11 protein-coding genes are annotated in these 13,089 nt (G+C 57.8%); 6 read left to right on the top strand and 5 right to left on the bottom strand.

Annotated elements, in window-relative coordinates; all coding sequences use genetic code 11:
* Window positions 1-8: 8 nt before the first annotated feature.
* Genes N8H71_RS02405 through N8H71_RS02385 form a run of 5 tightly spaced genes read right to left on the bottom strand, consistent with a single transcriptional unit; the run spans window position 9 to window position 6,553 of the window.
* A complete protein-coding gene (locus tag N8H71_RS02405) occupies window positions 9-386 on the bottom strand; it encodes a response regulator (RefSeq protein ID WP_007954537.1) in 378 nt (125 codons plus the stop codon).
* A 44-nt stretch (window positions 387-430) separates the two neighbouring features.
* A complete protein-coding gene (locus N8H71_RS02400; RefSeq protein ID WP_262192637.1) occupies window positions 431-1,645 on the bottom strand; it encodes a hybrid sensor histidine kinase/response regulator in 1,215 nt (404 codons plus the stop codon).
* Complete coding sequence (locus N8H71_RS02395) at window positions 1,639-2,232, bottom strand: chemotaxis protein CheB (protein WP_262192636.1); 594 nt, start codon at window positions 2,230-2,232, stop codon at window positions 1,639-1,641. Before N8H71_RS02395 ends, N8H71_RS02400 begins: the two co-directional genes overlap by 7 nt.
* Entirely contained in the window at window positions 2,229-3,062 is an 834-nt protein-coding gene (locus N8H71_RS02390) for a CheR family methyltransferase (protein WP_262192635.1), read from the bottom strand. The genes N8H71_RS02395 and N8H71_RS02390 overlap by 4 nt, the downstream gene beginning before the upstream one ends.
* Window positions 3,062-6,553, bottom strand: a complete 3,492-nt coding sequence (locus N8H71_RS02385) for a response regulator (protein WP_262192634.1) — start codon at window positions 6,551-6,553, stop codon at window positions 3,062-3,064. The genes N8H71_RS02390 and N8H71_RS02385 overlap by 1 nt, the downstream gene beginning before the upstream one ends.
* Window positions 6,554-6,817: 264 nt before the next feature.
* Here N8H71_RS02385 and N8H71_RS02380 point away from each other — a divergent pair, with 264 nt between their 5' ends.
* From N8H71_RS02380 to N8H71_RS02355, 6 genes are all read left to right on the top strand, one after another.
* The gene (locus N8H71_RS02380; protein ID WP_262192633.1) at window positions 6,818-7,180 is read left to right on the top strand and encodes a response regulator; all 363 of its coding nucleotides are present in this window, start codon (window positions 6,818-6,820) and stop codon (window positions 7,178-7,180) included.
* A gap of 120 nt (window positions 7,181-7,300) precedes the next feature.
* Window positions 7,301-8,590, top strand: a complete 1,290-nt coding sequence (locus tag N8H71_RS02375) for a glycosyltransferase family 4 protein (protein ID WP_262192632.1) — start codon at window positions 7,301-7,303, stop codon at window positions 8,588-8,590.
* A gap of 152 nt (window positions 8,591-8,742) precedes the next feature.
* Window positions 8,743-9,606 carry a phospholipase gene (locus N8H71_RS02370; protein WP_262192630.1) on the top strand — a complete coding sequence of 288 codons (864 nt, stop codon included), beginning with the start codon at window positions 8,743-8,745 and terminating at the stop codon, window positions 9,604-9,606.
* A 45-nt stretch (window positions 9,607-9,651) separates the two neighbouring features.
* Window positions 9,652-10,557 (top strand): AraC family transcriptional regulator, encoded by a 906-nt coding sequence (locus tag N8H71_RS02365; protein ID WP_262192628.1) that lies wholly within the window; start codon window positions 9,652-9,654, stop codon window positions 10,555-10,557.
* A gap of 226 nt (window positions 10,558-10,783) precedes the next feature.
* Window positions 10,784-12,094 carry an ABC transporter substrate-binding protein gene (locus N8H71_RS02360; RefSeq protein ID WP_262192627.1) on the top strand — a complete coding sequence of 437 codons (1,311 nt, stop codon included), beginning with the start codon at window positions 10,784-10,786 and terminating at the stop codon, window positions 12,092-12,094.
* A 61-nt stretch (window positions 12,095-12,155) separates the two neighbouring features.
* On the top strand, window positions 12,156-13,082 hold the full coding sequence (locus tag N8H71_RS02355; protein ID WP_262192625.1) for a carbohydrate ABC transporter permease: 927 nt from the start codon (window positions 12,156-12,158) through the stop codon (window positions 13,080-13,082).
* Window positions 13,083-13,089: the final 7 nt, after the last annotated feature.

The following is a 13,089-nucleotide window of genomic DNA, read 5'->3' as shown; positions in this document are numbered from 1 at the left end:
TTGACGCCTCAGGCCAGCAGTTCCTGAATCTTTTCCTGCAACACATCCAGATCGAACGGTTTTTCCAGGATTGGCGCCCGGCGCGTGATCGGGCTGCCGGTTTCGCGTATTTCCTGTGGGTAGCCGCTGATGAAGATCACTTTCAGATCAGGGCGCAATTTGACGGCAGGTTCGGCGATCTGCACGCCGGAGATCCCGCCAGGCAAGCGAAAATCAGTAATCAACATATCCAGATGCGGCTTGCTCGCCAGAATCTCGAACGCCTGCTCGCCGTTTTCGGCCTGCAATACGCGATAGCCCTGGCCTGACAAATAATCGGTCAGGACCATCAGGATCACCGGTTCGTCCTCGACGACGAGTACTACATCTTGTGCATCTACGCTCATGGGAAGCCTTTGTTCGGTCAATAGCTGCTGATACGACCGTGTGGTCACTCAGAGGTTGCGTTTGTTTTGCCGTTTTCCTGGAGCGGCAGACAAACGCGAAACAGGGCGCCCTCGTTGATCCTGCTTTCGACGACGATGGAACCGCCATGGGCGGCGACGATCTGCTCGGAAATGAACAGACCCAGTCCGAGGCCGGCCACTACCGTCTTGGCGGAGACCCGTTCGAACTGCTGAAAAATGCGTTTCTGGTTCTCCTCGCTGATGCCGATGCCCTGGTCCTGAACTTCGACCCGTGCTTCATCGCCTTCGCGATAGACCCTTACCTGGATCGGACTTTTGCCGCCATAACGCAACGCGTTGGTCAGCAGGTTCGACACGACTTGCTCGATGCGGAATTCGTCCCACTGCCCTTCCACCGGCTCGGTTGCCGTAAAGGTCACTTCTGTCTCGGCCGCTTCGATCTGCTGCGCGAAGTTCTCCAGCAGAGTGCCGACCAGTTGCGCAAGATCGAAGCGACTCGGCCGGATCGACAGTTTGCCGGTGCGGATCCGAGATACGTCGAGCATGTCCTCGATCAGGCGGATCAGGCTTTTGATCTGGCGCTCGTCGCGATCCACCATGGCGTGCATCTTGTCGAGGGTGAACGCGGCGGCGTTGTCCCGGGCCAGATGCATCTTGCGCAGTTGGGTCTCGAGGATAAGGCCGTTGAGCGGCGTACGCACTTCGTGGGCGACGATCGACATGAAATCGTCACGCATGCGCACCGCCTGCTCCAGTTCTCCCTGGGTGCTTTGCAGTTGCTGCAACAGCGCTTCCTGTTCGCGACGGCTCTGCTCCAGGGCTTCGACCTGCTGTTTCATTGCCTTGCTCTGGCGGTAGAGGTCGACGAAGACATTGACCTTGCTCTTCACCGCATGGATATCCAGCGGTTTGTGCAGGAAATCCACCGCACCGCTTTCATAGCCCTTGAACGCATAATTCAGTTCACGGCCGGCAGCGCTGACGAAGATGATCGGGATGTTCTTGGTTTTCTCGGTGCCGCGCATCAACTCGGCGAGCTCGAAGCCGTTCATGCCGGGCATCTGCACGTCGAGAATGGCCATGGCGAACTCGTGCTGCAGTAACAGCGACAACGCTTCGTCAGCCGATAGCGCCTTGTAGACAGTTCGGTCTTCGCGCTTGATCAGCGCTTCGAGAGCCAACAGGTTCTCCGGCAGATCGTCGACGATCAGCAGTTTGGCTTGAATATTACTCAGCATGCGATTCGTTCCAGCTCGACCAGCAGACGGCTGATGCCGTGGATGGGAAGTATGTAATCCGGTTGATGAGTCTTCAGGGCGGCCCGAGGCATGGTTGCCACCTGAGCGTCCTCGGGGTCCTGAACGATGGTCAGTCCGCCGTGACGTTTGACCTGCGCCAGCCCCCTCGCACCATCGTGGTTGGCGCCGGTCAGCAGAACGCCAGCCAACGCCGGGCCATAAACATCGGCGGCGGATTCGAACAGGTAATCGATCGAGGGACGCGAGTGATGAATGCGGTCCTCAAGACTCAGAGACAGACTGCGATCCTGTTCCACCGACAAGTGATACCCCGGCGTCGCGAAATACACCGTGCCCGGGCTGATGTCCTGTTTGTCGACAGCTTCAGCAACGGGCAACACCAGGCGACGGGCGAACACATCGGCGAGCTGGCTGCGCCGCTCCTCCGGCAAGTGCAGCACGACGATGATCGGCAGCCTGAATCCGGCGGGCAGCGAACCGAGCATCGCCAGCAGCGCCTCGACGCCACCGGCGGAAGCCCCGACCACAATCGCCTCGATCCGAGGCAAATCCGCTGCGTTGTTCATGATTTGCGATAAATCCGTTCTTGTTTCACCAAGGGCTCGAACTGGTCGGCGTAGCTGGAAAAATCCAGCGTTTCCTTACTGCCCAGGACCAGGAATCCACGATGACACAACGATTCATGGAACAACCCAAACGCTCGATCCTGAAGTTTTTTGTTGAAGTAAATCAACACGTTACGACATGAAATCAATTGAGTTTCGGAGAATACACTATCGGTCGCCAGGCTGTGATCGGCGAAGGTCACGTTTTCACACAGGCTCTTGTCGAAAATCGCGTAGCCGTATGCTGCAGTGTAGTAATCGGCGAACGAACGCTGGCCGCCAGCCTGCTGATAGTTCGCGGTGTAGGCACGCACATTCTCCATCGAAAAGATCCCCTGCTTGGCCTTGTCCAGCGAGCGCGGGTTGATGTCGGTGGCGTAGATGATCGTGCGGTCGAGCAGACCCTCTTCACGCAGCAGGATCGCCATCGAGTAGACCTCTTCGCCGGTGCTGCATCCCGCGATCCAGATCTTGATCGAAGGATACGTTTTGAGCAGTGGTACCACCTCTTGGCGGATTGCCAGGAAATGCGATGGATCGCGGAACATCTCGCTGACCGGGATCGTCAGCAGTTGCAGCAATTGCATGAACGCGGTCGGATCGTGCAGGACTTTCTCCTGCAAGGCCGAGATGGTCGCACACTCGAACTGACTCAACGCGTGCTGCACCCGGCGCTTGATCGAAGCGCCGGAGTAATCGCGAAAGTCATAGCTGTACTTGAGGTAAATCGCCTCGATCAGCAAGCGCAATTCGATTTCGCTGTTTCGTTCTACGGAATAACGGCTTTCCACTAAATGCGTTCCATCTTCGGCAACCACACACGAATCAGCGAGAACAGGCGATCCAGGTCGATGGGCTTGGCCAGGTAATCATTGGCGCCCGCCTGCAGGCAGCGCTCCTGATCGTCCTTCATGGCCTTGGCCGTCACCGCGATGATCGGCAGCTTGCGCCAGCGCGGATCCTTGCGGATTTCCATGGTGGCTTCGAAGCCATCCATTTCCGGCATCATCACGTCCATCAGCACCAGGTCGATGTCCTCGACTTCATTCAGTTTTTCAATCGCTTCACGACCGTTACGGCCGATCACCACGACTGCACCCTTGGTTTCCAGCGCGCTGGTCAGGGCGAAGATGTTGCGCACATCGTCGTCCACCAGCAGCACTTTGCGACCCTCGAAGACCTTGTCGCGGCTGCGCGCGGTCTTGAGCATCTTCTGCCGTTCATGGGACAACTGCGATTCGACTTTGTGCAGAAAGAGTGTGACCTCGTCCAGCAGACGCTCCGGCGAGCGTGCGCCCTTGATGATGATCGACCGCGAATACTTGCGAAGATCCGCCTCTTCGTCGCGGGTCAGGTTGCGTCCGGTGTAGACGATGACCGGCGGGAACGAGCAGATGTCCTCGGTGGACATGCGCTTGAGCAGATCGTTGCCGAGCATGTCCGGCAGCTTCAGGTCGATGACCATGCAATCGAAAATCGTCGTGCGCAGCAGCTCCAGCGCGTCTTGCGCCAGACCGACGGCGGTGATTTCGATGTCATCGTCGCCGATCAGGCGGGCAATGCTTTCCCGTTGCAGATCGTCGTCCTCGACCAGCAACACGCGTTTGACCTTCTGGGTCAGCTTGGCTTCGAGGCGGGCGAACACGTCCTTGAGCTCTTCGCGCGTGGTCGGTTTGACCGCATAGCCAATGGCGCCCATGTGCATCGCGGCTTCGACGCGGTCTTCCACGGAAATCACGTGCACCGGAATGTGCCGGGTTTCGGCGTGCTCTTTCAGGCGTTGCAGAACGGTCAGCCCCGAGTGATCCGGCAGGCGCATGTCCAGCAGGATCGCGTCCGGCACGAACTCTTTTGCCAGGTCGTATCCTTCGTCGGCGCCATGGGCGACCAGGCACTGGTAACCCAGCTCATGGGCCAGGTCATAGAGGATATGGGCGAAATTAGGCTCGTCTTCCACCACCAGAATGCAGCGGGTATTGAACGGCGCCTTGTTGCGGTCATCGTTGAAGCGCGGGATGTCGGCAGGCGCCAGAGGCGAAACCGCTGCGACAGGTGCAATGACCGGCGCGGACGCCGGCGGGCTGAAGGTCAACGGCGCTACCGGCGCGTCACCCGGTTCGCGGTATTGCTGCGGCAACACCAGGGTGAAGGCACTGCCCTGCCCTGGCGCGCTGCTGACGCTGATCGAACCACCCAGCAACGTCGCCAGATCCCGGGAAATCGACAGGCCCAGACCGGTACCACCGTATTTGCGGTTGGTGGTGCCGTCGGCCTGGCGGAAGGCTTCGAAAATGCTTTCCTGCTGATCCGCCGCGATGCCGATCCCCGAGTCGCGCACAATGAAGGCAATGCGGTCGTCCGGCTGGCCGGCGATGGTCAGGCTGACCGTGCCGTGCTCGGTGAATTTCACGGCGTTGGACAGCAGGTTCTTGATCACTTGCTCCAGACGTTGGCGGTCGGTGAACAGGGTGATCGGTGCATCGGGCTGCAACTCGACGTTGAAGGTCAGCTTCTTGTCCGCCGCCAGCGGTTCGAACACGCTGCGCAGGCCGTCGGCCAACCGCGCGACGCTGGTGTTCTCCGGCACCACTTCGAGTTTGCCGGCTTCCACCTTGGAAATGTCGAGAATGTCGTTGATCAGGTTGAGCAGATCGTTGCCGGCGGAGTAGATCGACTCGGCAAACTTGACCTGCTCGGCGCTAAGGTTTTCCTGCGGGTTTTCCGCCAGCAGCTTGGCCAGGATCAGCGAACTGTTCAGCGGGGTGCGCAGTTCGTGGGACATGTTGGCGAGGAACTCGGATTTGTATTTGCTCGAACGCTGCAACTCTTCGGCGCGCTCTTCGAGCTGTACCTGGGCCTGATTGAGCTCGGTGTTCTTCTGATCCATGGCATCGCGCTGCTCGGCCAGGGTCTGGGCCTGCTCGGCCAGTTGCTCGTTGGTCTGCTCCAGTTCGACCTGCTGGGTTTCCAGATGCGCCTGGGATTCCTTGAGGATCCGCGACTGTTCTTCCAGTTCTTCGTTGGCGGTTTTCAGCTCTTCCTGCTGCACCTGCAATTCTTCGTTGAGTTGCTGGGTCTCGGCCAGCACTTCCTGCAAGCGCTGACGATAACGCGCCGCTTCAATGGAGGTGCCGATGTTGCCGGCGATCAGTTCCAGCAACGCGACATCACGGTCAGTGAGCGGCCGCAGGAAACCGAGCTCGATCACACCGTTGACCCGGTCGTCATCGCTGGTTGGCACCACGAGCACGCTGCGTGGCAAGCCTTCGCCGAGCCCGGAGCTGACCTTGAAGTAGTCGGACGGCACCGAGTCGAGACGAATGAGATGCGCCTGCTGGGCGACCTGCCCGACAATGCCCTCATCGCTGTAAATCGATTGTTGCAGTTCTTCCTGATCGCGGGAGAAACCGTAGCTCGCCACACGTTTCAAGCCACCGTGTTCTTCGCGGACATACAGCGCGGCGACTGCGCTACCGAGGTAACGGGCGCAAAATTGCAGAATATTGCGCCCCAGCAGATTCAGCGTCAGTTGCCCCAGCACCTGCTCCGCCAGTTGGGTCTGCCCGGTGCGTAGCCACGCTTGCTGTTCCAGTCGCTGGGCGCTGGCCTCTTGCGCCGCCAGCGTTGCGCCGTAACTCTGGGACAGATTGACCAGATCACGCCGGCCAATATAGGCCAGCAAACCACTGATACCGGCGATGAACAGCAGATACAGGCTGATGCTCCAGATCGTCGTGCGCCGGACATCTTCATTGCGGGTAGTGCGCAACAGTTGCTCAGTCTCGATCACGTCCTCGAACTGCTTGCGGATTTCGTCGGTCAGGCGTTTGCCACGCCCGGCCTTCACTGCTGCCTTGTAATCGCCGCTGGCACGTTGCAGGTCGATCATCGACTGCGCGTAGGTCGCCCATTCGGTCTGCAAGGCTTGAAGACGGCGCAAGCGGTCGGTCTGCACCGGGTTATCGGCAGTCAGTTCAAGCAAGGTGTTGAGTGCTACGGCAATCCGCGGCTTGGCGGTTTCATATGGATCCAGAAAGTGCTCGTCGCCACTGAGCAGAAACCCGCGCATGCCGGTTTCCAGATCGACTGTGAGTTTCACCGCCTCATTGGCGTTATTGATCACCCGGTCGGTGTGCTCAACCCACTGGATCACCGATAGCAGATAGCTGATCAGCGAGGCGAAGAACACGGCACTGATCGCGCCCACACCCAGAGGCAGGCTGATATTGCGACTCAGAAGTTTGCGAAACCGTTGCTCATCAACCGAAGACGGAGAGGACATGTGGCAGCCTTGTCGAACTGTTGAAAACCAGGGAGTTTGCCCCAAAACGGCGGCATGGATCCATTTTTCTCACAGCTTTAGCACTGTTTTCCCACATTTGCCTGCGAAGGATCTCAAGCCAACGGTTATCCTTGCCCGCCCGTATGCGCCTATGCTTTTTTGTATCCATTCGGGAACTTGTGGCTATGCGCCACTTACTCATGCAAGAGCCCGGCAATTTCGATCGACCGGCGCCATAAAAATTCACCCTTGAGAGCCGCCATCATGTCCAGCACAGAGTCCACCATCCTTGTAGTCGAAGACGACGCCATCGTGCGCATGCTGATCGTCGATGTGCTGGAGGAACTGGAGTTCAAGGTTCTGGAAGCGGACGGCAGTGAGCAGGCGCTCGAAATCCTCAAGGATGTGAATCAGCACATCGACCTGATGATGACCGACGTCGGCCTGCCGATCATGGATGGCCGCCAGTTAGCTACCGAGGCGCGTAACTTGCGGTCCGCTTTGCCGATTCTGTTTGCCAGCGGTTATGCCGAGACCATTGAAGTTCCCGCAGATATGCATGTAATCGGCAAACCGTTTTCCATCGATCAATTGCGCGACAAGGTCAAAGCGGTTCTGGGTCAGTAGGCTTGTTGCGAATCAGTCTGACTCAGGCACGGCGCTGAGAAAAACGGATCAAACCGTGTGCGATATGTTCTAATTCGCGCGCTTTTTTTTCGTCTCCCCTCGTTCCAGGAATCGTTTTTCATGAGTCAGCCCGCAACCAAAGTCCTCGTCATTGGTTACGTCTGGCCCGAGCCTCGCTCATCCGCTGCCAGCGGGCATGTCATGCAGATTCTCGACACATTCCTGCGACACGGCTGGCAAATCACCTTTGCCAGCCCTGCCGGCGTCGGTGAACACCCAGCCGATCTTGGCGCGTTGGGTATCAGCACCGTGCCGATCGAGCTGAACAACAGCAGTTTCGACTCGTTCATCAGTGAACTGAAGCCGGATATCGTACTGTTCGACCAGTTCATGATCGAAGAACAGTTTGGCTGGCGCGTGGAGAAACACTGTCCCGACGCGTTGCGCGTTCTGGAGACTTCCGACCTGCAAAGCCTGCGGCATGCCCGGCATCAGCGTTTAAAGGATCGCCTCAAACTCAGCGATGACGCCAACGACTTCGATCAGCTGTTTGCTCCGGCGCTGGCCGAAGAGTTCGAGCTGATGGCTGACACCGACCTGGCCAGGCGCGAGATCGCCGCACTTTACCGCTGCGATCTGAACCTGATGATCTCGCCGGTGGAAATCGAGTTGCTGGTGCAGCAATTCAAGTTGCCGCCCGAACTGCTGCACTGGTGCCCGTTGATGGTCGAACCGGCCCGCATCCCGCCGAAAACATTCGAAGAGCGCGCGAACTTCCTCAGCATCGGCAATTTCCGCCATGCACCAAACTGGGATGCCGTTTTGTGGATGAAAACGACCCTCTGGCCTCTCGTCCGCGAACAGCTCCCCAAAGCCCAGTTGCATATTTATGGCGCCTACACGCCACCCAAGGCAGCGGCCTTGCACAATGCCGCACAAGGTTTTCACATCATGAACTGGGCGCCAGACGCGTTGCAGGTCATGTCTGACGCCCGGGTCTGCCTGGCACCGCTGCGTTTCGGTGCCGGGATCAAGGGCAAGCTGGTCGATGCCATGATCTGTGGCACGCCCAGCGTTACAACGCCGATCGGTGCCGAGGGTATGCACGCAGATCATCCCTGGCCGGGAGCTGTCACTCAGACGGCACAAGCGTTCGCCGATGCAGCGGTTCAACTCTATAAGGACGAAGCTCTTTGGCAAACAGCTCAAGCTCAGGGAAACAGACTCTTGCGCGAGCGCTATCAACACGCACTTCATGGGCCGGCCCTGATTGAGAAAATAGAATATTGCCGCAAACATCAGGCACAACTTAGAAAAAACAATTTTATTGGCAGCATGTTGCGCCACCACTCACACAAGAGCACCCAATATATGGCGCAGTGGATCGAGGCAAAAAATCAGAACAAGTAACAATCCTGGAGGGTTATAAAAACAATCATCAACAATTTATATAAACTCTCCGCTTGGCAAAATAGAAAAGCGAGCGCTATAACCATCCTGCAAGTGTCATCCCGAACAACTAACGGTGATGACTAATTTTTATAATCATGCAGGATGCATACATGAGCACTCATAATTGGATGGGGACAACGCCCGCCATTGATACGTTGACCATTAATGAACTAACGTTGCCCGGCACACACAACGCGGGCAGTGACTGGCGCGCTGACTACCCTTTTTTTGGCCCTCCAAGGCATTGGCTGGCATGCCAGCACGATACCTTCTACGCCCAACTGCATCGGGGTTCCAGAGCCCTTGATATTCGCCTGGCCCATGAAGCCAGTGCCGAAGGCCCCAAACGATTCGTCGCTCACCATAACGGGCATCGAAACTCTCGGACATTGGCGCAACTGGTCAACGACGTAGAGTTATTCCTGCAGAAAAATCCAGAAGAGTTTATTGTTCTCGACTTTCACAGTCTGGACGGCAACGACTTCGACTATGATTATTTCAACAAAATGATCAGCAACTTTCTGGGTCATCGTCTGATCCCACGCAACAACGCCCCCATGAACCTGCGCGAACTGAAACATGCCAGCACGCAACAGCGAGTGTTTGCCGCCGCCGCATCACACCAGAAACTTGATTACAACATTTTCCATGGGTATATCAGCCATAAGTGGACTGGCAATGGAATCACCTCGCCCGGCGAGTTAAGGGAGTTCATCGGCAGTGTCCTGCAAAACCCGCCAGACACCTGGCGCCCGTGGTCCTTGTCCGCCACCAGCTATACCGCACTGGGCGGCCCTGTTGATATCCATGCAGAGTTGAACGAATGGTTCGACCTGGATAAAAGTGACTGGGCATTGAAGTGCAACATCATCAATGTCGACTTCATTGAGGAATCGAACCTGGTGGAGTTCTGCCGAATTGCCAATTTGATGAAGGCGCGCCAACGCGCTATGGAAACTGGCGCTACCGGTTGAGAAAAAGGCATGATCACCGGGCGATTACAATAAAAGTGCCCCGTCATGACCCGAACAGCCCGCGTGACCGACCCCTCTTACGAGCTGATGGATGACCACAACGGGTTATCCATCATCTACCGTCAGCATGGTTTCCCCTGCCCGCTGGTCCGCTGGCATTTTCACAAGGAATACGAACTGCACCTGATCGTGGCCAGTTCGGGCAAGGTGTTCATCGGCGACTACATCGGCAACTTCTACCCGCAAACCCTGTTTCTCACCGGCCCTAATCTGCCGCACAACTGGATCAGCCAGGTGGCGGAAGACGAAGTCGTCGAAAAGCGCGACATGCTGGTCAATTTCACCGATGAGTTGTTCGAAAGCGGTCATCAGGTGTTCGCCGAGCTCAAGACTTTGGCGCCCTTGCTGGAACGTGCGCAGTACGGTATTGAATTCCGTTCGCCGCAAACGATTCGTCAGGCCATGACCCTGATGCAACGCATCGCCGATTCAAGCGGCATCACCCGTCTCGGGCATTTTTTCATCCTGATGGAGCTGTTGGCGGCCTGCGACGACTACCAATTGCTTTCAGGCGCAACCACCCCGCAACTGGCCGATGAGCACAATATTGACCGAACCAACCGCGCGGTGGATTACATCTTCGCCCACTACGCGCGCGAGTTGCCGCTAGAGGAAGTCGCCGAATACCTGGGCATGAAGCCTACTTATTTCAGCCGCGTGTTCAAGCAGGCCACCGGGCGCAACTTCATCGAGTTCGTCAATCGCCTGCGCATCAGCAAATCCTGCGAGCTGTTGGCGGATGGCGACAAGCCGGTGACCGATGTGTGTTTTGAGTCGGGCTTCAACAATATTTCCAATTTCAATCGGCGCTTTCAGCAACTCAAAGGCATGACGCCTTCGCATTATCGGCGACTGGTCGTGCAGCGCCTGACCGAACAAAACCACGGCTGACCGGGCAAAACCTGTACGGTTTCATGCCTGCCGCCCTTCTGAAATGCCCTTCCCTCCGTTTACCTCGCGATTCCAGAGTGCAAAAAAGTATCGATTCAAGTGCTAGGGATGATTTGTCAGCCCTGCGTTAGAAGGCTGTAATCAGCGCACATTCTTCCCCCGCCGGAAGAACACAAAAACAATAACTGTCCTTCTGTCCCCACCGGGTGCAGAAAAGGAGTGCACGATGCAACCCACTGCAAAAGCTCTGCTGGCCCTCACCTGCATGACCCTCAGCAGCGTCAGCCTTGGCGCCCAGACCCTGACCATCGCCACCGTCAACAACAGCGACATGATCCGCATGCAAAAGCTCTCGAAGACTTTCGAGACCGAGCATCCGGATATCAAGTTGAACTGGGTGGTGCTCGAAGAAAACGTCCTGCGCCAGCGCCTGACCACCGACATCGCCACTCAGGGCGGGCAGTTCGACGTGTTGACCATCGGCATGTACGAAGCCGCTCTCTGGGGTGCAAAAGGCTGGCTCGAGCCGATGAAGGATCTGCCGGCCAATTACGCCCTCGACGATGTGTTCCCGTCGGTGCGCGAAGGCCTGTCGGTCAAGGGTTCGCTGTACGCCCTGCCGTTCTACGCCGAAAGCTCGATCACCTATTACCGCACCGATCTGTTCAAGGAAGCCGGCCTGACTATGCCGGAGCGTCCGACCTGGGAACAGATCGCCGGCTTCGCCGAAAAGCTCACCCACAAGGACAAGGAGCAGTACGGCATCTGCCTGCGCGGAAAGGCCGGCTGGGGTGAAAATATCGCGCTGATTACCACCGTGGCCAACGCCTACGGCGCGCGCTGGTTCGATGAGCAGTGGAAACCGGAATTCAACGGTCCGGAGTGGAAAAACGCGCTGAATTTCTACGTCGAAACCATGAAGAAATCCGGCCCACCGGGCGCCTCCAGCAACGGTTTCAACGAAAACCTCGCTCTGTTCAACAGCGGCAAATGCGCAATGTGGGTCGATGCCAGCGTCGCCGGTTCGTTTGTCACCGACAAGACCCAGAGCAAGGTCGCTGATCACGTCGGCTTCACTTACGCGCCGCATCAGGTCACCGACAAAGGCTCGGCGTGGCTGTACTCGTGGGCGCTGGCGATCCCGACCAGCTCCAAGGCCAAGGATGCTGCCAAAGAGTTCAGCGCATGGGCCACCTCCAAGGAGTACGGCGAACTGGTCGCCAAGACCGACGGCATCGCCAACGTACCGCCGGGCACCCGCGCCTCGACCTACAGCGACGCGTACATGAGCGCCGCGCCGTTTGCCAAGGTCACGCTGGAATCGCTGAAAGCGGCTGATCCGAGCAAACCGTCCCTCAAACCTGTGCCGTATATCGGCATCCAGCTGGTGACCATTCCTGAATTCCAGGGCGTGGGCACCCAGGTCGGCAAGCTGTTCTCGGCGGCGCTGATCGGCCAGACCACGGTCGACCAGGCGTTGACCGCTGCCCAGCAAACCACCGAACGCGAGATGAAGCGCGCGGGTTACCCGAAGTAACTCGCAAAGCTCGCTCCCACAGGGGATCTCCATAGGTCTGTATGACTCGGTTGTGATCACCATGAATACTTCAACTGCCAAAGCCCACATCGACCTGTCGCAGCCCCGGCGCAAAAGCCGCGTGGCCAATCCCGGCTGGTTTCTGGTCAGCCCTTCGGTAGCCCTGTTGCTGCTGTGGATGATCGTGCCGCTGGGCATGACCGTCTATTTCTCGATGATCCGCTACAACCTGCTCGACCCGGGCACCAACGAATTCGTCGGGCTGGAAAACTTCACCTACTTCCTGACCGACTCCGGCTTCATGCCCGGCGCCACCAACACGTTGCTGCTGGTAGGCAGCGTGCTGCTGATCAGCGTGGTGTTCGGCGTATTGATCAGTGCGCTGCTGGAGGCCAGCGAGTTCTTCGGTCGCGGCATCGTGCGAGTGATGCTGATTTCGCCGTTCTTCATCATGCCCACGGTCGGTGCGCTGATCTGGAAGAACCTGATTTTCCACCCGGTGTCCGGGATCCTAGCCTACATCTGGAAACTGTTCGGCGCGCAACCGGTGGACTGGCTCGCTCACTACCCGCTGCTGTCGATCATCATCATTGTCTCGTGGCAATGGCTGCCCTTCGCGATCTTGATCCTGATGACCGCCATGCAGTCCCTCGACCAGGAACAGAAAGAAGCCGCCCGCCTCGACGGCGCCGGCCCTGTCGCGATCTTCTGGCACCTGACCCTGCCGCACCTGGCACGCCCGATTGCCGTGGTGGTGATGATCGAAACCATCTTCCTGCTGTCGGTGTTCGCCGAAATCTTCACCACCACCAACGGTGGCCCCGGCTATGCGTCGACCAACCTTGCCTACCTGATCTACAACCAGGCGCTGGTGCAGTTCGACGTCGGCATGGCCTCGGCCGGCGGCCTGATCGCCGTGGTCATCGCCAACATCGCCGCGATCATTCTGGTGCGGATGATCGGCAAAAACCTGACTGACAAAGCCTGAGGCCTGC

The sequence above is a fragment of the Pseudomonas koreensis genome (assembly GCF_025447595.1).
GTDB lineage: Bacteria > Pseudomonadota > Gammaproteobacteria > Pseudomonadales > Pseudomonadaceae > Aquipseudomonas > Aquipseudomonas koreensis_H.
The sequence above is the reverse complement of the archived record's forward strand: the minus strand, read 5'-3'. Positions and strand labels throughout refer to the sequence as shown.